Below are 20,909 nucleotides of genomic sequence, written 5' to 3' on the forward strand. Positions count from 1 at the left end.
ACGTCTTTTTATTATAGAGACAACGTCTGCTAACTTTCATTGCCAAATGATGACCCATAAGTAAAATAAAAAGTTAAGTGTTTACACCATTTTCATAACTTTTATTGTTATATTGAAAGTTTTGTCTTTCTATCATATGGTATGGTTTATCAAAGATCGCCTCACCACCATGACTTTTTAAATAATTATAAAATTTAAGAGAAATATAAAACGACCGTCAGTAAGAGAAATTACATCGGTGAGTATCGTATAGTCTAATCCAAATAATTTCGATACAAGGAAGCCACGCACAGATAGTACGAGTAGTACATCAAGCGGGGTTGACGATGTAGCGGATTTATAAGGGTTTGACTATATAATAAGAAAGATTGATACTTTGATAGGTTGGTCATTGATTCACTATAAGAAGGAATAACGATGTATTTTTTACTATCCCCTGCCAAATCTTTGAACGACACAGATACGGTGCCAGTAAACCTTGGTAACTATTACAGTCAGCCTGAATTGATTGAACATTCACAAGCATTGATGAAAATACTCAAGTCGAAAGAGCCGATTGATTTGCAAGCGCTCATGAGCATCTCTGATGATTTGGCTCAACTCAATGCCCAACGTAATCAAGACTGGGCTTGGAGTAAAGATCAGCCGTTTACCGATAACGAGTCTGGTAATACTGCAAAACCTGCTGGTTATTTGTTCGATGGTGATGTTTATAGTGGTCTTGATATGTATCACATGGATAAAGAGTCGGCTATTTATGTCAATGAACATTTAGGTATCTTATCAGGTCTTTATGGCTTGCTAAAACCGTTAGATTTGATTCAACCCTATCGATTAGAGATGGGCACTAAGCTGAAAAATGAGCGTGGTGATAACTTGTATGAGTTTTGGGGTGAAGAAGTGACCAATACTATCAATGCGCGCATGACGGATAGTGATGACAACGTGTTGGTTAACTTAGCTTCTAACGAATACTTTAAATCCGTCAAGAAAAAATCACTTCATGCGCAAATAATCACGCCACGATTTGAAGACGAAAAGAACGGTCAATATAAAGTCATTAGTTTCTATGCCAAAAAAGCACGCGGGCTAATGGTTAAATATGCGGCCGATAATAAGCTGACCAATGCTGAGCAGCTAAAGCAATTTGATTTGGCGGGATATTATTACTGTGAAGCTGAGTCTGATGAGCAGACTTGGACGTTTAGAAGGGATGCAGCTAGTCAGTAGTTTTAAAAATATATATCTAATTAGCATAAAAAACCCCGATAAGCTCTCGCCTATCGGGGTTTTTTAAACTAGGTTTACTAAGTGCTTTATGACAAAGTCATACTTCTAGCGAAAAGCGATTTGTCGAGAGAGACGAGCGAAAATAGTACCTATCGTACATTGAGCGCGTCTGACAAAGAGAAATCGCTTTGCAGCAGAAGTAAAATTACATCATGCCGCCCATTCCACCCATACCGCCCATTCCACCAGCGCCCATGCCAGCCATGCCATCATCACCTTGTGGCAAATCAGTAATCATGACTTCGGTCGTTAGCATTAAGCCTGCAACAGATGCCGCATTTTCTAGTGCTGAACGAGCTACTTTCGCTGGGTCAAGAATACCCATCTCTAGCATATCGCCGTATTCACCAGAAGCAGCGTTGTAACCGTAGTTACCAGTACCGCTCTTCACTTCGTTAACGACAACTGACGCTTCTTCGCCTGAGTTGGTAACGATTTGACGCAATGGCGCTTCCATTGCACGACGTAAGATATTGATACCAGCGTTTTGGTCGTCGTTATCACCGCGTAGCTCAGACAATGCATTCATTGCACGAACTAGGGCAACACCGCCGCCAGGAACAACACCTTCTTCAACCGCTGCACGAGTAGCATGTAGCGCATCATCAACGCGATCTTTTTTCTCTTTCATTTCAGTTTCAGTCGCAGCGCCCACTTTGATAACGGCAACGCCGCCAGCCAGTTTCGCCATACGCTCTTGAAGCTTTTCTTTATCGTAGTCAGACGTTGATTCTTCAACTTGACGTTTAATTGATTCAACGCGGTTTTCGATATCAGCAGAGTTACCAGCGCCATCAACGATTACAGTGTTTTCTTTACCGATAGTGACTTTTTTAGCCGTACCCAATTGCTCAAGGGTCGCAGTTTCTAAGCTAAGACCAATCTCTTCAGAGATAACGGTACCGCCAGTTAACGTGGCGATATCTTCTAGCATTGCTTTACGACGATCGCCAAAACCTGGTGCTTTGACGGCACAAGTTTTTAAGCCGCCACGCATGTTGTTTACAACTAACGTTGCCAATGCTTCGTTTTCTACGTCTTCAGCAATGATTAGCAGTGGTTTGCTTTGTTGCATTACTTGCTCAAGTAATGGCACGATTTCACGGATATTGCTGATTTTTTTATCAACTAGCAAGATATATGGGTTTTCAAACTCAGCGGTTAAGCTGTCTTGCTTATTTGCAAAGTATGGGCTGATATAACCACGGTCAAACTGCATACCCTCTACTACTTCCAGGGTATCTTCAAAGCTTGAACCTTCTTCAACAGTGATAACACCTTGCTTACCGACTTTTTCCATCGCTTCAGCAATCAATTCACCAATTTTGGTGTCTGAGTTAGCAGAGATAGAACCAACTTGAGCGATTGCTTTTGAATCGTCAGCTGGCGTTGATAACAAATGAATTTGCTCAACGGCTGCACGAACGGCTTTATCAATACCGCGTTTCAGATCCATTGGGTTCATGCCAGCGGCAACTGATTTCATGCCTTCTTGCAGGATTGACTGAGCCAATACGGTCGCTGTGGTTGTACCATCACCAGCAACATCGTTGGTGCGGCTAGCCACTTCACGAACCAATTGAGCGCCCATGTTTTCAAATTTGTTTTCAAGCTCGATTTCTTTGGCAACCGATACACCATCTTTAGTGATGGTAGGCGCGCCAAAAGATTTATCGATAACCACATTACGACCTTTAGGGCCTAAGGTGACACGTACTGCGTTTGCTAGGACGTTTACGCCGTTCATCATTTGTTTACGGGCATCTATGCCGAATTTTACGTCTTTTGCCATGTTAAATTACTCCACTATTATAAGTATGAGAATGCGTTCGAATGAATCGATATGGTATTGTGAAAAACAATTGTCAAAAATGTGCTGAGTATAAAATACTCAAAAAGGACTAGCCTTCTAACACACCCAATACATCGGATTCTTTCATAATAAGTAATTCTTCGCCGTCAACTTTCACGGTTTGACCAGCATATTGACCGAACAAGACTTTGTCGCCAGCTTTTACATCTAACGCGCGAGTTTCACCGTTGTCACGGATTTGGCCATTACCAACTGCAATGACTTCACCTTGTGAAGGCTTTTCTTGAGCAGAACCAGGAAGTAAGATACCACCAGCCGTTTTTGTTTCTTCTTCTATGCGGCGGACAACAATACGATCATGTAAAGGACGAATATTCATCAATATGTCTCCAAAAATGAGTTATTTGAATTAAGGGTTTATTTGAATTAATACTCTCAGTACCAATATCTATTAGAACTGCTAATTAAAAATAGCGTTCTAACGATAAGCCTTGAGCTTGTATCAAAAAGTGGGGGCAAGCTAAGCGAGGTTCAAGTGTAAACCCCAAAAATTTACAAGATTTTTTGGAGGCTTTATACTAAAAGCGACCTTTATAAGCGAGCTTGGAAGAAAGTGCTGTACTTAACATTTAATGCTATTTATTAAATACTGAGTACCATTGGCAGAATAATAAAAACACGACACGACAGCTATAGATTAAAAAAGCTCGCGAGGCGCAGTCTTTGACTTAAAGCTTGTCAATTTACTTATTTCTTTTGATGGGTTTGACAGCAACATTGGCTACAAGAGCAACACGTTAAGGCTAGCCCCTACTCTTGAAAATGTAACAAAGTATGGCCATTATAGTCTCTTAGATTATCATAACAGTCATAAACAAAATCTAAAATGACCGAATAGACGTTAATTAAGGAATATGCATGCGTTTTTTATCAATCAATAAGAAGTCGTCTGTCGCTAAAGCTAATGACACACAGCCTAGTAAATCTAAACTCTTAACTGCCTTGACCACAGGCACTGGTATCGTTGCTATTGGAGCTTTAAGTATGACCGCACCTGTACTTGCTAATGCAAAAACCATTAAACCATCAAGCGCCAGTTATAGTTTTACGGTAGAAGATAAGTACAAAGGCACGGCTACTCGTACGCTAAATAAGTCAGGTGATACTTGGAAATATGATGTAAATGCTCGAGTGGCTGGCGTAGCAAGCGCGGCACAAAGTAGCACCTTTACGATCAATGGTAATAATGTCATCCCTACTAAAGCCAGTACCACTTATAAATTACTAGGTCTTGGTCGCACGCATAAATTAGATTTTAATCCAAGCGCTAAAAAAGTCACTAGCAACTATAGAGGCAAAACGACAACCTTGAACATGCCGCAACAAGCCTTTGATGACTTGAGTCTGGAAGCACAAATTCGCCAAGATTTATTAAACGGTAAATTCTCTGGTAATTATTATATGGCGAAAAAAGACAAAATCGAAAAGACACCATTTAAAAAGTCTGGTAATACCAAAGTAACTGTGCCCGCTGGTACATTTGACACGGTGCGTGTCGATCGTATCCATGATGATAACAGCCGCTCTACCAGCTTTTGGTTAGCACCAAGCTTAGATTATTTGCCCGTAAAAGTGAGTCAAATTAATGATGGTAAGAAAATGGATTTAGAGTTGACCAAGGTTAATGAATAAAACTACAGTCAAAAAACAATAAAAGCGGCGTCCTATTTTAGAGCGCCGCTTTTTTATGTTTAAAATTGATAATATCTAGCGGTTTTATATGATGATGACTATCACATTAATTTATTAGCTACGTGGTTGTTTGATGACATTGTTCATCGATGGCAAGCGCTTAAGCAGAATAAACAACCAAACATTGATGGCTAATAATAGTAAGAAATCAAGCAGATAAATGATTATCTCAGCCCAACTACTGCCGTAAACGCGAGCGAATAGCACCACACCACTGGCACCCAAGTAAACTAATATAAACATACTGCTTATTAATAACGCATAAGGGGAGCGTCCACGCAGTATCCATGGGGTCAATATAAACGCAGGCACCAACCATAGCGCTTGCCATGCGATACCACCGACGATATCGGGATTGCTTGAATTAAAGACGCTAATAAAAATAGGCAATGCAAACAACCTATAGAACAACCAAATGAGCCAAGTCACCATCAAGCGTTGACGAATAGGCGCAATCGGCTTCTTAGCTTTGATAGGTTTGCCATTTTTTTTCACTGGTCGGGTCGCATTTATTTCACTATTTTCACTATTTTCACTATTTTCACTATTTTCACTATTTTCACTATCGGATCGGTTGGTAGCCATTAGATGTATTTACTTCCTAATTAATCGCCCAGTACTTCACTGTCATTAAAGCACTGTATGAGAGGGCAGCTTAGCGGCTCCAATTGGCTTGCGCCAATGCAGTTGCACTAATAGCCAAACGACGACCTTGGACCATAGCCAGTTCGCGCTCATCCACAGATATCGGCTGATCATGTAATGCACCACTGACATGACTGGCACCATAAGGGGTGCCGCCACGATGAGTACGATTGAGCGCGGGCTCCGCATAAGGTACGCCAAGGATAATCATACCGTGATGCATCAAAGGTAACATCATAGTCAATAGTGTCGTCTCTTGACCACCGTGCATCGAACCTGTTGCCGTAAATACTGATGCTGGTTTGTTCTGTAGATTACCTGCCAGCCATACGGTGACCGTATTGTCCCAAAAATACTTCATGGGTGCAGCCATATTACCAAAATGCGTTGGGCTACCAAGTGCAAGCCCACTACAATCTTTCAAATCATCCATCGTGCAATAAAGGTCACCCTCATCAGGTATCGCAGACTTGCTGGATGTGGTCTCGGGTGCAACGGTTGGTACCGTGCGGATACGCGCCGTCATGCCTGCATCTTCAATACCTTGAGCGATAGCATATGCTAATGTCTTAGTCGTACCATAATTAGAATAATAAAGCACCAAAACATAAGGGGCAGTCTGACTCATTAGCATCACTTCCTCATAAAATCGTTAATGTCATTATCTATGTCAATCGCCTGTATCATCTTCTACGTCCATTTAGGTATGGATAAGAACCGTATCCACCGCATAGAAATATATAGACGGTATTTTTACCGTAGAAGTACGTGCACATTATGCCCGAGTCATTCACTGACATGCAAATGACCTCGTTTAATAATCTAGCAGGTAACATCCTATCATGGAGACTGCTGTGCATTTTGACACAATTAAATGGCAGATGATAACGACCTATGTTTGTTACACTATTCTCACTCTAATCCTCGCTAAATGGTCGACATGGAAAACTTATCAAAAAAAATTCCGTTTTTACATCAACGCTGGTTTCAATTTTTACGATTTTTAACTCGGCATTTTTTTGAAGACAATTGCCAACAAAAGGCGGCGTCACTCACTTATACGACGATGCTATCGATTGTCCCTATATTGACGGTACTGTTGATGATCTTATCCTCAGTACCAGCGCTCGCGTCAGTTAGAGCGCAGATCTATGAGGTAATTTATAGTAACTTGTTACCAAAATCGAGTATGCAGGTCAGTGAGTATATCAATAGCTTTGCTGAAAAATCGTCCAATTTAACCATTATTGGCGCTATGATTTTATTCTTTACGACCATTATGACGCTGACGACTATCGAGCGGGCTTTTAACCAAATTTGGCGGGTAGAAAACCGCTCAGGCGGCCTAAAAAGCATGTTGCGCTACTGGACTATCGTCACTATGGGTCCGCTGGTTTTGGGAACCGCTTTTATCGCCTCAAGTGCGGTACAAAGCCTGAGTTTCTTGAATCGACAAATCGCTGGTTATGGGATTGATTGGTCATTTTGGGTTCAAGCTGTCTCTATCGGTATCACTCTCGCAGGCTTTGTTGGAATGTATTGGTTCATTCCTAAAGCACGCGTACCAGCGAAAAACGCTGCCATCGCTGGTATATTTGTAGCGATCGTATTTGAGCTGATGAAGACCCTTTTTGGTAATGTGATGGCTAACTTTACCAGCTATGAAGCTATTTATGGGGCATTTGCCGCGCTACCCATATTTTTATTATGGATCTATTTATCATGGAATCTCATCTTATTAGGTGTTGAGATTAGCTATACCTTGACTATTTTTGAAACCGAAGAGGTGTATCCTCGCCATCCATTGCTGAGCTTGCTCGACATGCTAAATTTGGCCTATACCCATCACCTAAAAGGTGAGGCCGTCAGCGAACAATCACTGCGTAATGTACTCGGACGCAAAGAGTTGCCAAAGTGGTATACCTATATAAATTATTTACAAGACTGCAATCTAATCACCATGACAGAAGACAATGATTATGTGCTCAAAAAAGATTTGAGCAAAATGACATTGTGGGATTTTTATCGCACTTTGCCTTATCCTCTACCTATTAAAGATGAGCTTGATGAGATGACATGGGAAGATCAAAAACCGTGGTTGAGCTTGTTGGTAGATCGTTTTGAGCATACTGAAGCTTATGCAAAACAGCAATTAAACCTGCCACTAAATGTTATTTTTGCCAATAGTGAACCGCGTAAAAAAGCATCGCCTGACACAAAAGATGTTCGCAAAGATGATAAAAGCAATTTATTTAGAAAAACAACATCTACAATGAATAATCAGTCATCAAAAGAGCGTTCAGACGGTGAAGAGTCACCGCACTTTGACCCTGTCGCCTACGACAAAGAAAGCGATATTGATTATGATGAGCACAATAATGAAGTGATTATTCCTATCGGCTCTGATGATGATAAGAACGCGATCATTACTGAAGCGGACAATCCAAGGCAAATTAACCAAAAGTAGCAAATTAACTAAAAGTAAAAAGCCATCGCTGGACATTTAGCATAGAACCATAAAGTTATAAACAAGCCGCCATACGATTAATTTTGGATACATTGACACTTATGACAGTGAAAAAAGACGATAAAAAGAGCTCATGGATACGTGCGCTTGAGATGGGACAAAACAGATTCAGGCAGTTTGCTCAGTTATGGTCGCTACAGACACTAACGGATTTGCCTGACCGTCTCAGAAATATGTGGCAGCAGCTGATTGGCTCTTACTGGTTTATTCCAACTGCTTGTGTGCTCTTGGGCATTTTGCTGGCACCCATATTAGTGACGATCGATCAGCACTTTGACCGTGCAACCGTTCGAAAGATTACTTTTGCTTTTACTGGTAACGATGATGCGGCACGCGCAATCATGACAGCGATTGCAGGGGCAGTATTGGGCGTAGCAGGAACCACCTTTTCGATTACAATCGCTGTACTATCGATGGCCTCTTCACAATTTGGCCCAAGATTGTTACGCAATTTTTTGACAGACAAGCCAAATCAGTTCGTATTGGGCGCGTTTATCGGAACCTTTAGCTACAGTTTATTGGTATTAAAATCTATTCATAAATATGACGTGGCTTTTGGTGTGCCGCAATTAGCAGTGACTTTTGCTATTATTATGGCCATTATCTGCGCCCTTCTACTTGTGTACTTTGTACAACATATGGTACATGCTATTCAAGCGTCACATGTCATCCAAAATGCCAGCAATGACGCTATCAGTAATGTTCACTACTGGTATAGCGACCACTGTGATATACAACATCAACGCGATGTCCAGCATCATGAGGTTGAGCAGTTTCACGATTGGCCTGCCACGCCTATTTATCCGCCAAGCTCAGGCTATGTCCAGCAATTTTATATTGAGTCAATGATTACGCTGACACAAGAATATGGCGGCGTGGTGCAAATTCATATCAACCTCGGTGATTATGTCACTGATAAAAACGTGATTGGGCATTTTTACCAACGTCCAGCAGGTCATCCAGACAATCGACAAAAAGCGGCAACACCGCACTTAGCGATTGTACCGCGCGCGCCTGATGGCATGTTTTGGCAGCGTTTTGTGGGTTGTTTACGACTCGAACAACGATTGACGCATTCTAATGACATCTCTTATAGTTTAGGTCAAATGACTGAGATTGCAGTACGAGCATTGTCTCCGGGCATCAATGACCCAAAGACAGCTGTCAATTGTGTCCAATCCCTGACCAGCTGCTTGAGTATTATGATGCGCCGTCAACCACCAAGCCCCTATCATTTTTATATACCAACGCAAGATACTGATGCTCCTGAGTCTGTGGTCGAACAGCAAAGAGTGGCAATATTAGCTCTGGTTACTCACACGCCCAAAATATCTGACTTCATAGATGTATCGCTTGGCGAGATACGTCGCTATGCAGCGGCTGATCTGATGGTGCTAAAAGCATTGTGTGAGGCAATGGTGAATCTAAATTATGCCCGAGTAAATATTGCCCAGCAGCAAACACTATTGCACGAGCTGAATTTGGTTAAACGCGCTGGAGAGGAGAATCTAAGCTATCAAGAGTTGGTGGATGATTTGACTGACATGTGCCAACAAGCAAAGCAATTTATCACTGATGATGACGCGCAACATCGACACTTTAATTATGTGAGTGAGTTCTCAAGCCATATCGAGCAAGCGTTACAAACACAATCAAGATAAAAACCTACGTCAGTCTTATATGTAGGTTAAATTTTATATTCACACGAGATCTACTTTATGGCATCTGCAAACAACCTCTCCATACTTGAAATCAGCGCCATATTTTTATCCATTACAGCGTCATTAACCTATATTAATCATCGCTTCATTGGTCTGCCCACTACGATCGGTGTGATGGTTATTTCCATTTTATTGTCTATTGGTGCGATATTTTTGGGTTTTTTAGGATTTGATCAGCTGATCGATTACGAAGTCAGTTTATTAGAACAGCTCGATTTCACCGAAGTGCTATTAGACGGCATGCTCTCTATGCTGCTATTTGCAGGTGCCTTACACGTCAATATTGGTGATTTAAAACGTTATAAATTACCCATTGGCATTCTTGCAGGGCTCGGCACTATCGTATCGGCAATGCTCATTGCCATCGCTATTTACTTTATGCTGCCGCTGTTCGGTTTCGGTTTACCATTTCTTTGGTGTCTGCTGTTCGGTGCTCTGATATCGCCCACTGATCCGATCGCGGTCATGGGTATCCTTGCATCAGCAGGCGCACCAAAAAGTATTGAAACCGTCATCGCTGGTGAGTCCTTATTCAATGACGGTATCGGTGTGGTCATTTTTGTCTTGCTGCTTGGTATTTTATCAAGTGGCGATATTCCAACGGTCAACTACGTCGTACATACCTTAGCGGTTGAAGCTGGCGGTGGTATAGTCTTTGGTTTGGTACTTGGGGCGATTTTGTATTACTTACTCAAAAGCATTGATAGCTACCAAGAGGAGGTCTTATTAACCCTAGCGGGCGTCATCGGCGGCTATGCACTCGCTAGTCATTGGCACCTATCAGGGCCACTAGCCATGGTAATGGTTGGGCTAATGGTTGGTAACCGCGGGCGTGAGCTGGCAATGAGCGATCAAACTCGCCATTATATTGATTTATTTTGGGAACTGATTGATGAGATATTGAATGCGATCTTATTTGTTTTGATTGGTCTCGAAATCGTAATCATTAGCTATTCAGGTAATTTATTTATCGCTGGCGGATTGACCATTATCATTGCCCTATTAGCAAGGCTGATCGTCGTGGGTCTGACGACTAAAACGTTTCATCGTCAGCTCGACTTGCCAGCAGGAGCATGGAAGGTGCTGACATGGGGCGGGCTACGTGGCGGTATTTCGGTTGCCTTAGTGCTACAGTTGCCAGTGGGCGACGAGCGCGATATCTTATTGGCACTCACTTATGCAGTCGTTATATTCTCTATATTGGTGCAGGGTTTAAGCGTCGGTAAAGTGGCAAGAAGCATTCGAACAGATTAGAAAATAGCGGTGCATTAGCAATAGTCGATGAAAATTTAAACCGATAAATCAATATTCAGCTACTACTGGTATAAACTTCTCTCGCTTGCTGTGCCGTTGCAGACAGAGGCTTCGCAAAATCCATTCCAGCAGCACTGTCGCGCTTTTATTGTTTTTTAACGATATAAAATTGCTCAGATAGCAAAAAGCCCAGTATAAAAATACGATTTTTATACTGGGCTTTTTACATTAAAGGTAGAAAATTTCTGTCCTTTAAATCAGGCCTTTATGCTTCATGCTGCGATATACCACAATCACGATTACCACGTTCAAAACAAAAATGGCTAGGTTAAACCAATCAAAAGGACTGGAGACCAAGTAGTACAACTCAATAGGAATGAATAGTCCATAACCAATGACGCTGAACCAATATGCCCATATTTTATCTTGCCATAATCCATAAGCTTCGATGAACCGTATCGCCGCATAAATGAATATTACAAACAGAAATAAATCCCAGTTATCACTTGCGTCCTGAGCAATTTTTACGATGCTTGCTACTTGCGGGGCGAGAAATTGACCAAAATTCTGTTGCCACGTTAATGTGGCCGTATCAAGCCAACGTTCAAGATCATCATGCCATAACCACAAGGCACCAGCGCCCAATAGCGCGCCAATTCCTTTCACAATCTCATAGATAGCCACAGCCTTGATGGATTCGCTAGATTCTCCCTGCAGTCTATTAACGTGGCTAAGCGCAGCCTGACTATGACCCTTTGAAGAGGCCTGCAAGCCATCATCCTGTCGTGGCGAATTAACCAAAGAATGTCTCCACAACACGACCTTGTAGTTGCTGATTAAAGAATGGCGTATTTTTACCATTTGATAGCATTGATTGTGCAGTGACTTTCCATTCAAGAGTCGGATCGACCAACACCGCGCCGCCGATGTTTTCATATTGCTCGCTAATACCTGCAATTTTTGCAGGATTGAGACATATTTTATCCACCAGTTGCGCTAAGGTTAATACGTCATCATGTACCAACTGACATGCCAGCGCCATAAACGTATCAAAGTTTGAAATGCCAGGGGTGCTTTCAGCAAACGGTGCCTTTTTGGCAGTGCTATTTAAAGGCTCATGATGGCTACAAATCGCATCAATGGTACCATCTTTTAGGCCACGGCGAATGGCTTGCTGATCAGTGTTACTACGCAGTGGTGGTAGTACATAGGCTTGGGCATTGAAGCCTTCCAAATTATCGTCGGTTAGATAGAGTTGATGCATCGCCACATCGCAAGTGACTGGCAGGCCTTTATCTTTTGCCCAGCGCATCAGCTCTACTGAAGACTTGCAAGACAATTGACTAAAGTGAGCAGCAATGCCTGTTTCTTCAACCATCAACAACTGGGTAGACAAAGCAACTGTTTCAGCAATCCATGGGATACCTTGTAGCCCGTGGTAGGAAGCAATGTACCCTTCATGCGCGACTCCGTCTCCTGACAAGCTTGGTTCATCAGGATAAAAGAATACTTTCATCCCAAAAGTCGCGGCATACTCTAAGGTACGTAGCAGTACCAAGTCGTTTTGAAAAGGTCTACGCGCATTAGAGACGGCAATACAGCCGCCTTTTTTTAATCCAGCGATGTTGGATGGACGCTCCCCTTCCAAGCCAGCGGTCAACGCTCCTAAAATGTGCAAATAAATCCCGCCATCATCAAGCGCGCGCTCGCGTAAACCTTTTAACAGCGAACCGTTTTCTAAGATAGGATTGGTATCAGGAGGAATCACGACATGCAAAAAACCATTAGCGCGTGCAGCACGCCCTTCAGACTCTAACGTGCCATGTTGCTGTTGTCCGGGTTCACGTAAGCGTGCACACAAATCAACCAATGGTGGCAGTAACCACATTTCATGCCCTGATTTAAGGCCAGCCAGCTTGTCAGTTACAGCGCTTGGCAACGACTGTTTAATGGCATTAGGAAGATGGTCAATTAGCGGTGCATCAGTATTCAGCATAGTAGACATGAGCGTTATTACCGTATCAATAAAATGGGATAAATAATTATAAAAAAGCGAGGCAGAAGATTATTTACTCGCAGCTTGATGAGCGCGTTGACCTTCCATCGCAAGCGACAATACGGCCATACGAATAGCGATACCGTTATTTACCTGCTTTAAAATCACCGACTGTGCGCCATCAGCCACGCTCGAAGCAATCTCAACCCCTCGGTTCATCGGTCCTGGATGCATGACCAACACGTCAGGTTTAGCAAGCGCCACTCGCTCTGGCGTAATACCATAGTGTTTGTAGTATTCACTCGAGGACGCTAATAGTGGCGAGCCGATACGCTCGTTCTGGATCCTCAATCCCATAATGACATCACAGTCTGTGACGCACTCATTCATATCTTCATAAACTTGCACACCATAACGCTCTATTCCTTTGGGCAGCAATGTACGTGGCGCACAGACACGGATGTCTTTGACGCCTAAGGTTTGCAGCGCACTGATATCAGAGCGAGCCACCCGTGAATGCTTAATATCACCAACGATAGCCACTGACAGCTCTGCAAATGGACGCGGCGCTTCACGATGGATGGTCAGCATATCAAGCATGCCTTGCGTCGGATGTGCATGCCAGCCATCACCACCATTGATAATCGCAATATCAGGCGTCACTTCTGTCGCCATAAAATGGGCAGCACCCGATGCTGAATGCCGTACCACAAAGATATCTGCCGTCATCGCTTGCAGATTCCATAGAGTATCGCGCAAGCTTTCGCCCTTTTTAGCACTAGAACGTTCGATATCGATATTCAGTACATTAGCGCCCAAACGCTTTTCGGCGACTTCAAAAGTAGTGCGCGTACGAGTCGATGGCTCAAAAAACAAATTCATTACTGTATAGCCATCAAGCTCAGGACGATTGATTAGCTGGCCATTGTCATCAAAAAATGTCTCTGCTTTTGCGATAATCGCCTGCAACTGTGCTTTGTTCAGACCTTCGACACCCAAAAAATGACGAATACTACCATCTGTATTGAGCTGCGGACGACTCAGTGAGGTATTGAGCTTTTGATGAATAGTATCGGAATCGAATTTTGCATAATCAGTCGGTGAGACCGTATGTGTTGAGTTGCTATCGATAGATTTTGACATAATGACAAGTCTTTATTGTGGGTTGATATGAGTCTATATTAATCATTTATTCATCTTTATTCGAGCATTTATCATTGATACGCACAGATACAGGGACATTTTGACACTTATTTGCTACAATTTACCATGATAAAATCAGCGCCATAAAACATCACTAGCCACTCTGTTAACTTAGATAATGTAAGAAACGTTTTAACACCTATTATAGAAAATAAAATTGGCAAAACTATCATTAAATAATAACACACATAGTGTAGCTGATTTTTTGGTCGGGACAAAGATGCCTTATAGGCTATTTAGAATTTTGCTGGCTTAAAACGCACTTCAAGCAATCCATTTTTCACTCATTCTTCTCTATTTTTTACTCTCAATATCATTTATTAGGAAGCTTTATGACCACTTTAGCAAATTATCTAAACGATCATACGACCAATCCTGCGCTTAATGACGTGATTACAACGGTTACTAACGTTGGCAAGACTATTTCTCAGTTACTTAGAAAAGGCGCTTTAGCAGATATTCTAGGTGAAGCTGGTAATCAAAATGTCCAAGGTGAGGATCAGAAGAAACTGGACGTACTGGCCAATGATTTATTATTAGACGCTCTGGCAAAAAATGCGCATTGTGCAGGTGTTGCTTCAGAAGAGCTCGATGATGCCATTCCTGCCAATGATAACGGCAGTCTATTGGTATTGTTTGATCCACTTGATGGCTCATCAAATATCGATATAAATATGGCAGTTGGGACTATTTTCTCTATTCTGCCGTATGAGCGTCAAGGTCAAACCAGTGAGAACAGCGATTATTTGCAGGCAGGTAATAAACAGCTTGCAGCCGGGTATTTGTTATATGGCACCTCTACCGTACTGGCACTGACCATCGCAGATAACGTTGTTATGTTCAGCTTAGATCCAGATACTGGTGATTATGTGCTCATTGAAGACAATGTCCAAATTGATGCCGATACCAGCGAATATGCTATCAATAGCTCAAACTATCGCTACTGGCGTGCGCCCATGCAACAGTATATTGACGAGTTAATCGCAGGCGAGGCAGGCGTGCGTGGTCGCGATTTCAATACACGCTGGGTTGCTGCCATGGTGGGTGATGTTCACCGTATCTTATGTCGCGGCGGTCTATTTACTTATCCATTTGATACTAAGTACGCTCATAAAGCCGGTAAATTACGCTTGATGTATGAAGCCAATCCAATGAGCCTATTGATCGAACGCGCAGGTGGCGGCGCTACAGATGCCGTCAATCGTATCTTAGATATCGAGCCGACTGATATTCATCAGCGTGTTCCTGTGGTACTTGGTAGCACAAATGAGGTCAATTATATTAAAGACTTACACGTAAATTATTCTGATCAATAATTGATTTAGCATTTATTAAGAACCACCCGCATAAAGCTAAATGATAAGCTTTATGCGGGTTGTCCAACCTCCTCACTCTTCTCTAAGCGATCCACTATGGTACTAAATCCCACCGAGCTGATTACCTCAGATAAGAATACAACCGTGAAGCTTGTAAAAGCGCTATTGGCACAAGCACGCCAGCGTAAAAAGCATGGTCAGACCGTCATAGAGGGTATTCATCTAATCGATGCTGCACTTCGTAGCGACTATCCATTTGTTCAAATATTACTGGCTGAATCAGCGCGTAACCATGCCGAGGTTCAGCAGGTACTCACTCGCCTGCCTACTTATACCCCTATTCTTACTTTGTCAGACACGATTTATGAAAGCATTCGCAGCTTGGGTACAGGCATCGATATTATGGCAATCATTAAAGTGCCAGAACCTCGTTTATCAATGATTAATAATGACTGTCTGATTCTGAATGACGTGCAAGATAGCGGGAATGTCGGAACACTGTTACGCACGGCAGCAGCGGTTGGTATTCAGCATATTCTCTGTACCAGTAATACGGCTCAAGCTTGGTCTCCTAAGACATTACGAGCAGGCATGGGCGCGCAATTTGCACTAACCATCTATGAAGGTTTAAGTACGCAAGATATTTTAGATCAGGTACAAGTACCGCTGTTAGCAACCAGCTCCCACACTGATACGTTAATCTATGATCATAATCTATCTGCGCCTGTGGCTTGGATTATGGGGCACGAAGGTCAAGGCGTTTGCGACGAGTTGATGCAGTGTGCCACGCCTATTGCCCTACCTCAGCCAAATGGACAAGAGAGTCTTAACGTCGCGATTGCAGGATCGTTATGTCTGTATGAGACCTTGAGACAAAGACAATACGCCTAAAACATTCTGTCATATATGTAGTCCAGATAAAGCAATGACTGAGTCAATATATTGATTCAGTCATTTTCTTATTTAGAACTTATTTTATCAACGCTATGTGAAAACTAACTTTGTGCTTCCATAAAGCTTGTAGAGTAATTGTTCGGGGCATTAAAGTTAGTAAAACTAATGCTAATGGATTTCTCCAGTCCATTCACACAATGCCACCACCCAATAGGAATAAATAATGCCTCGCCAGCTTTAATAGTGACTTCAACTGGCGTTACATGCTGCATCAATGGATGTTTTGTCAGATCAAAATCAGGAAAGTTCACTTCACTATACACGTGCAAATCATTATATAACCAAGGCACTTGCCACGATGGGATCAATGTCACTTTCTTAGTGCCATATACTTGAACCAACATATTGTTAGTTAGATCATGGTGGAGCGGGGTGAAAGTGCCTTTGGGTCCCATCCAAAAATACGTACTAAAGGCTGCGTCATTATCTAAAAGCTGGCGATAACCTTCACCAAAATCACCGATGTCATCCAGTGTCTGTCTAATGGTCTCAACGTTTTGTTGCGTGTTATTGGCAGTCATATAATAGTTGTTACTTTCACCATCATTTTCTATCATATTAACAAATTCAGACATCAGCATTGATTTACGATACTTATCAGAATGACGTTCGAAAAGCGCATCATTCTCGCGATTAAACTGTACCTGTATTTCGGCATCTCCTACTGTATCTGCGAAATACTGCGGACTCCATTTCTTCAGCGCTGGCCAATGATCAATACCTTTCTTAAGCACCACAGGCTTATTCTTACTATAATAATCTTTGATAAAGATTTCAAATGCTGGCGTATCGATTACCTCAATTTGTTGATTATAACCAAAATCTAACTTAGCTAAGTCATCACAAGTATTAAGAAGCCATTCTCGTTTTTTTAGTAGCTTAACGGCTCTAATACCTGCTTGTAGATAAGGGCTTTTAGAAGCCGTCTCTATTTCTAGCAATACCTCTGCATGACTAAATCCTTGCTTTACTAATAATTCCGCAATACTATTTTTACTGGTGCCTTCAAGTAAATTGGTAGCGACCCATACTTTCCAGTTATTTGGCAGACTACGAATCGGTTGTTTACTATCGTTTTCCACTCCCTTGAAATAATCACTCAGCGCAGCTTTAATTTGAGCGTCTGAAAAATGATTATCCTTTAGTGTTTGGACAATTGTCTCTGGTTGTACACCACGAATTATATTAGTCGCTACCCAGTCATTCCATTCCTGAGGTAAGCGTTCTGGCATATTTAACTCTACCTTCATTAGTATTCCCTAACCCCTTAATGTACTAATTAAGCAGTCTATTATATAATCCATCTATTATTAATTGTAGTAAGTAAGTTAATTACCATTAGAAACATGCTCTACAATTTGTACAAATCAAACGATAACATCAATATATTAGCTGACATTTATCCATTTGACTAGAGCATGTCCTCATTTTAAAAATGCAGATACAAAGAAGATGAACTGCAGCCATAGAAAAAACAGCGCCTATTATCAAAGTATTGAGAATACTCTATAAAAAAGCCTTCGATTCATTGAATCGAAGGCTTTATGATTTGTGATAAATTAAGTGATATTAAACGCTTAACCACTCAAATCTATATCTTGCTGGTTAGTTCAGGTAGTGCTGTAAACAAGTCAGCTTCTAAAAAGTAATCGGCAACGCTAGCAATGGGTGATTCTGGATCATTATTGATAGCAACGATGACTTTAGAGTCCTTCATGCCTGCTAAATGCTGAATAGCACCTGAGATACCAACGGCGATATAAAGCTCCGGTGCAACGATTTTACCTGTTTGACCGACCTGCATATCGTTTGGTACATAACCTGCATCAACTGCGGCACGTGACGCACCAACGGCAGCGCCTAATTTATCAGCCAATGGTTCGATGTATTTGGTAAAGTTTTCACCGTTTGCCAATGCACGACCACCAGAAACCACGATGCCAGCTGAGGTCAATTCTGGACGATCAGACTTCGCCACTTCTTCACTAACGAAGCTTGCTTTGCCAGTTTCTTGTACATTGTCGATAGTCTCAACAGTGGCTGAACCACCTTCGCTAGCAACTGGATCAAACGCCGTTGTACGTACGGTTAGTACTACTTTATCTTCTGATGTTTTGACGGTTGCCGTCGCGTTACCTGCATAGATAGGACGCTCAAAAGTCTGAGCATCTACGACAGCCGATATTTCTGACAACATGCTGACGTCAAGTAACGCAGCAACACGTGGCATAAAGTTTTTGCCAGTGGTCGTTGCAGCTGCTAGGATATGGCTGTAATCACCAGCGATATCAGCAACCAATAGCGCGACGTTACCTGCCAATTGATGCTCATAGGCAGCGTTGTCCGCTAATAATACTTTGATCACACCTTCCACTTTGGCCGCTTCGTCAGCGACAGCTTGGTTACCACTACCTGCAACCAGCACATGGATATCATCGCCTATTTGTTTAGCAGCAGCGATTGTATTTAAAGTTGCCTTTTTTAGACTGGCATTGTCATGTTCTGCATATACCAAAATTGCCATGGTTTTAATCCTTTATTTATTCGTATTATCTATTCATGATGTTGTTTGTGTACACAGCTATTGAGTAGTCAATATTTTAATGTTAAATAAGTGAGCCAAACATATAGCTTTGCACCTGATATGCCGTAGCGAAGTATTAGATTACTTTTGCTTCGTTTCTTAGCTTATCGACCAACTCATCAACTGACCCTACTTTAATACCAGCTTTACGTTCAGCAGGTGGCACAACTTTAATAATCTCTTGCTTAGAGGCCATATCAACACCAAAATCAGCTGGTGTTTTTTCATCAAGTGGCTTCTTCTTCGCCTTCATAATGTTAGGCAATTTGGCATAACGCGGCTCATTCAACCGTAAATCAGTTGTGATAAGTGCTGGTAAATCAAGTGCAAGCGTTTGTAGCCCGCCATCGATTTCACGCGTCACGTTTACTTTATCGCCTTCAACTTTCACTTCTGATGCAAACGTACCCTGACCGATACCCATCAACGCTGCGAGCATCTGACCCGTTTGGTTGTTGTCATCATCAATGGCTTGCTTACCTAGCAAAATAATATCAGTACTTTCTGATTCAGCGATGCTTTTTAGAATCTTGGCAACTTGCAGTGGATATGGTTTGGCATCAGTCACTACTAAAACGCCGCGATCCGCGCCTAATGCTAGGGCTGCACGAATCTGTTCTTGCGATTCTTTTGGACCAATTGAGGCAACAATGATCTCGTCAATAACACCCGCTTCTTTTAGACGCACTGCTTCTTCTACTGCAATTTCGTCAAAAGGATTGATTGACATCTTAGTGTTTGACAGATCAACGCCAGAGTTATCAGCTTTGACACGAACTTTTACGTTATAATCAATGACACGCTTGACCGCTACTAATGCTTTCATACGTTCCTCGTTTATTAATGTTATGAATTAAAATTATCAGTTAAGCACTAAACATTTCTGGTTACTTAAACTGTCGTTCAAAATACTACTTAAGGTTATTACTGCCTCAGCGAAAAATCATTAACCAAGCAAGGTGAATCGATGCCCAAAAGCATACTGCCATCATATAGCTTATTAATAAAATCTACTGAAGCTAAGCCAACCGTTATTATAAGACTTATATATCTTGCGTGACCACAGGCATAAGGTCAAGACAACGCCGTGAATAATGCGTCATAAATTTGTCACTATTCTATAATAAATCGTTTATAGACACACAATTTCACAGATTTCTTTACCTCTTTATAGCATTACTACTTCTCTGTTCATTTAATATTTTGTTATTATTTATCTCTTTGAGAGTATTAGAACATCAGAATAGTACTACGATGAGCTTTTTTTAGGCTTAATCAGTAAATCACTATCACGTATATCATCGAATAAAGTCCAATCTGGTATGGTTTCATTATTTTTAATGACACTCATATCACCTGTCGTTTCCATAATGACGGCAAATACTTCCGTTTTAGACTTGAGACCATTCTTACGTAATACTTCTTGGACATCACTAGTGCTTAGGTTGGCTTCCTTTAAGTTATCCTCAAAATACTCACCATGTGCCATCAAGATGATAGCCTGATTATCTATCAAAGCTTTTAACGGTTTTATTTTACGTCTAATAATCGAAATAATACCTTGAATCAAAAACAGAACAGCGACAGCAAATAAACCCTGAAGCAGAGACGGCGTATCAGACAGTACTGTTGAAGCAAGTATGCTACCAATCCCAACCGTCATTGCAAAATCATGGCTTGAAAGCTTAGAGAAACTACGTAAACCCATCAACCGCGTGAACAGCATTAGCCCTATGTAAAATCCTAGTGCCGATAATGATATACCTAGCACCTGCTGCCAATCAATTGAAAACCAGTTCTCCCACTTCATAGAATACCCTTCTCTTATTATGCTTCTGTTAAGTCAATACTCTC

At 41.7% G+C, this 20,909-nt stretch carries 18 protein-coding genes; 7 read left to right on the forward strand and 11 right to left on the reverse strand.

From position 1 onward, the window contains the following. Window positions 1-417 precede the first annotated feature (417 nt). On the forward strand, window positions 418-1,230 hold the full coding sequence (gene yaaA / locus JMX48_RS09115) for a peroxide stress protein YaaA (protein WP_201536914.1): 813 nt from the start codon (window positions 418-420) through the stop codon (window positions 1,228-1,230). A gap of 205 nt (window positions 1,231-1,435) precedes the next feature. Here yaaA and groL read toward each other — a convergent pair whose 3' ends face one another. Together groL and groES are read right to left on the reverse strand one after the other, a co-directional pair. After that, the gene (groL, locus tag JMX48_RS09120; protein WP_201536916.1) at window positions 1,436-3,082 is read right to left on the reverse strand and encodes a chaperonin GroEL; all 1,647 of its coding nucleotides are present in this window, start codon (window positions 3,080-3,082) and stop codon (window positions 1,436-1,438) included. A 109-nt stretch (window positions 3,083-3,191) separates the two neighbouring features. After that, complete coding sequence (groES, locus tag JMX48_RS09125; protein WP_201536918.1) at window positions 3,192-3,485, reverse strand: co-chaperone GroES; 294 nt, start codon at window positions 3,483-3,485, stop codon at window positions 3,192-3,194. A 536-nt stretch (window positions 3,486-4,021) separates the two neighbouring features. Here groES and JMX48_RS09130 point away from each other — a divergent pair. Further along, window positions 4,022-4,795, forward strand: a complete 774-nt coding sequence (locus JMX48_RS09130) for a DUF3108 domain-containing protein (RefSeq protein WP_201536921.1) — start codon at window positions 4,022-4,024, stop codon at window positions 4,793-4,795. 114 nt (window positions 4,796-4,909) lie between these two features. On the opposite strand, the gene JMX48_RS09135 is transcribed toward JMX48_RS09130, so the two are convergent. Then, window positions 4,910-5,440, reverse strand: coding sequence for a hypothetical protein (locus JMX48_RS09135; RefSeq protein ID WP_227687966.1), 531 nt, complete (start codon window positions 5,438-5,440; stop codon window positions 4,910-4,912). Window positions 5,441-5,510: 70 nt separating this feature from the next. Continuing rightward, window positions 5,511-6,128 carry an NAD(P)H:quinone oxidoreductase gene (wrbA, locus tag JMX48_RS09140; RefSeq protein ID WP_201536924.1) on the reverse strand — a complete coding sequence of 206 codons (618 nt, stop codon included), beginning with the start codon at window positions 6,126-6,128 and terminating at the stop codon, window positions 5,511-5,513. 312 nt (window positions 6,129-6,440) lie between these two features. On the opposite strand from wrbA, the gene JMX48_RS09145 reads away from it, so the two are divergent. The 3 genes from JMX48_RS09145 to JMX48_RS09155 all read left to right on the forward strand — a co-directional run bounded on the left by JMX48_RS09145 (window position 6,441) and on the right by JMX48_RS09155 (window position 11,002). Next, window positions 6,441-7,967 carry a YihY/virulence factor BrkB family protein gene (locus JMX48_RS09145; protein WP_201536927.1) on the forward strand — a complete coding sequence of 509 codons (1,527 nt, stop codon included), beginning with the start codon at window positions 6,441-6,443 and terminating at the stop codon, window positions 7,965-7,967. Between the two features lie 101 nt (window positions 7,968-8,068). Further along, window positions 8,069-9,688 carry a DUF2254 domain-containing protein gene (locus JMX48_RS09150; protein ID WP_201536929.1) on the forward strand — a complete coding sequence of 540 codons (1,620 nt, stop codon included), beginning with the start codon at window positions 8,069-8,071 and terminating at the stop codon, window positions 9,686-9,688. A 57-nt stretch (window positions 9,689-9,745) separates the two neighbouring features. Then, window positions 9,746-11,002 (forward strand): cation:proton antiporter, encoded by a 1,257-nt coding sequence (locus JMX48_RS09155; RefSeq protein ID WP_201536931.1) that lies wholly within the window; start codon window positions 9,746-9,748, stop codon window positions 11,000-11,002. A 252-nt stretch (window positions 11,003-11,254) separates the two neighbouring features. Here the strand turns inward: JMX48_RS09155 and JMX48_RS09160 are convergent, their stop codons facing one another. The 3 genes from JMX48_RS09160 to JMX48_RS09170 are packed head-to-tail and all read right to left on the reverse strand — an operon-like array spanning window position 11,255 to window position 14,141. Next, window positions 11,255-11,803 (reverse strand): DUF2127 domain-containing protein, encoded by a 549-nt coding sequence (locus tag JMX48_RS09160; RefSeq protein ID WP_227687967.1) that lies wholly within the window; start codon window positions 11,801-11,803, stop codon window positions 11,255-11,257. Further along, entirely contained in the window at window positions 11,796-13,007 is a 1,212-nt protein-coding gene (locus JMX48_RS09165; protein WP_201536935.1) for a dihydroorotase, read from the reverse strand. The genes JMX48_RS09160 and JMX48_RS09165 overlap by 8 nt, the downstream gene beginning before the upstream one ends. 60 nt (window positions 13,008-13,067) lie before the next feature. After that, entirely contained in the window at window positions 13,068-14,141 is a 1,074-nt protein-coding gene (locus JMX48_RS09170) for an aspartate carbamoyltransferase catalytic subunit (protein WP_201536937.1), read from the reverse strand. A gap of 392 nt (window positions 14,142-14,533) precedes the next feature. Between JMX48_RS09170 and JMX48_RS09175 the strand changes: the two genes are divergently transcribed. Continuing rightward, window positions 14,534-15,517 carry a class 1 fructose-bisphosphatase gene (locus JMX48_RS09175; RefSeq protein ID WP_201536939.1) on the forward strand — a complete coding sequence of 328 codons (984 nt, stop codon included), beginning with the start codon at window positions 14,534-14,536 and terminating at the stop codon, window positions 15,515-15,517. A 96-nt stretch (window positions 15,518-15,613) separates the two neighbouring features. Beyond that, the gene (locus JMX48_RS09180; RefSeq protein WP_201536942.1) at window positions 15,614-16,408 is read left to right on the forward strand and encodes a TrmH family RNA methyltransferase; all 795 of its coding nucleotides are present in this window, start codon (window positions 15,614-15,616) and stop codon (window positions 16,406-16,408) included. Between the two features lie 104 nt (window positions 16,409-16,512). On the opposite strand, the gene JMX48_RS09185 is transcribed toward JMX48_RS09180, so the two are convergent. The 4 genes from JMX48_RS09185 to JMX48_RS09200 form a co-directional block, all read right to left on the reverse strand. Continuing rightward, window positions 16,513-17,721: a cupin-like domain-containing protein gene (locus JMX48_RS09185; RefSeq protein WP_201536944.1), complete on the reverse strand. Its 1,209-nt coding sequence runs from the start codon at window positions 17,719-17,721 to the stop codon at window positions 16,513-16,515. A gap of 341 nt (window positions 17,722-18,062) precedes the next feature. Beyond that, window positions 18,063-18,995, reverse strand: coding sequence for an electron transfer flavoprotein subunit alpha/FixB family protein (locus tag JMX48_RS09190; RefSeq protein WP_201536946.1), 933 nt, complete (start codon window positions 18,993-18,995; stop codon window positions 18,063-18,065). Between the two features lie 136 nt (window positions 18,996-19,131). Then, window positions 19,132-19,881: an electron transfer flavoprotein subunit beta/FixA family protein gene (locus tag JMX48_RS09195; protein ID WP_201536948.1), complete on the reverse strand. Its 750-nt coding sequence runs from the start codon at window positions 19,879-19,881 to the stop codon at window positions 19,132-19,134. Window positions 19,882-20,304: 423 nt separating this feature from the next. Next, on the reverse strand, window positions 20,305-20,865 hold the full coding sequence (locus JMX48_RS09200; protein ID WP_201536950.1) for a DUF421 domain-containing protein: 561 nt from the start codon (window positions 20,863-20,865) through the stop codon (window positions 20,305-20,307). Between the last annotated feature and the right edge of the window lie 44 nt (window positions 20,866-20,909).

This window comes from Psychrobacter immobilis (assembly GCF_904846225.1).
GTDB classification, from domain to species: domain Bacteria; phylum Pseudomonadota; class Gammaproteobacteria; order Pseudomonadales; family Moraxellaceae; genus Psychrobacter; species Psychrobacter immobilis_F.

What these genes read in the sequence shown, in the direction of transcription:
- JMX48_RS09190 (WP_201536946.1), bottom strand. Translation starts at nt 18,995, where the DNA reads ATGGCAATTTTGGTATATGCAGAACATGACAATGCCAGTCTAAAAAAG.
- JMX48_RS09170 (WP_201536937.1), bottom strand. Translation starts at nt 14,141, where the DNA reads ATGTCAAAATCTATCGATAGCAACTCAACACATACGGTCTCACCGACT.
- JMX48_RS09135 (WP_227687966.1), bottom strand. Translation starts at nt 5,440, where the DNA reads ATGGCTACCAACCGATCCGATAGTGAAAATAGTGAAAATAGTGAAAAT.
- JMX48_RS09165 (WP_201536935.1), bottom strand. Translation starts at nt 13,007, where the DNA reads ATGTCTACTATGCTGAATACTGATGCACCGCTAATTGACCATCTTCCT.
- wrbA (WP_201536924.1), bottom strand. Translation starts at nt 6,128, where the DNA reads ATGAGTCAGACTGCCCCTTATGTTTTGGTGCTTTATTATTCTAATTAT.
- yaaA (WP_201536914.1), top strand. Translation starts at nt 418, where the DNA reads ATGTATTTTTTACTATCCCCTGCCAAATCTTTGAACGACACAGATACG.
- JMX48_RS09200 (WP_201536950.1), bottom strand. Translation starts at nt 20,865, where the DNA reads ATGAAGTGGGAGAACTGGTTTTCAATTGATTGGCAGCAGGTGCTAGGT.
- JMX48_RS09150 (WP_201536929.1), top strand. Translation starts at nt 8,069, where the DNA reads ATGACAGTGAAAAAAGACGATAAAAAGAGCTCATGGATACGTGCGCTT.
- JMX48_RS09195 (WP_201536948.1), bottom strand. Translation starts at nt 19,881, where the DNA reads ATGAAAGCATTAGTAGCGGTCAAGCGTGTCATTGATTATAACGTAAAA.
- JMX48_RS09175 (WP_201536939.1), top strand. Translation starts at nt 14,534, where the DNA reads ATGACCACTTTAGCAAATTATCTAAACGATCATACGACCAATCCTGCG.
- JMX48_RS09145 (WP_201536927.1), top strand. Translation starts at nt 6,441, where the DNA reads ATGGAAAACTTATCAAAAAAAATTCCGTTTTTACATCAACGCTGGTTT.
- groL (WP_201536916.1), bottom strand. Translation starts at nt 3,082, where the DNA reads ATGGCAAAAGACGTAAAATTCGGCATAGATGCCCGTAAACAAATGATG.
- JMX48_RS09180 (WP_201536942.1), top strand. Translation starts at nt 15,614, where the DNA reads ATGGTACTAAATCCCACCGAGCTGATTACCTCAGATAAGAATACAACC.
- JMX48_RS09155 (WP_201536931.1), top strand. Translation starts at nt 9,746, where the DNA reads ATGGCATCTGCAAACAACCTCTCCATACTTGAAATCAGCGCCATATTT.
- JMX48_RS09130 (WP_201536921.1), top strand. Translation starts at nt 4,022, where the DNA reads ATGCGTTTTTTATCAATCAATAAGAAGTCGTCTGTCGCTAAAGCTAAT.
- JMX48_RS09185 (WP_201536944.1), bottom strand. Translation starts at nt 17,721, where the DNA reads ATGAAGGTAGAGTTAAATATGCCAGAACGCTTACCTCAGGAATGGAAT.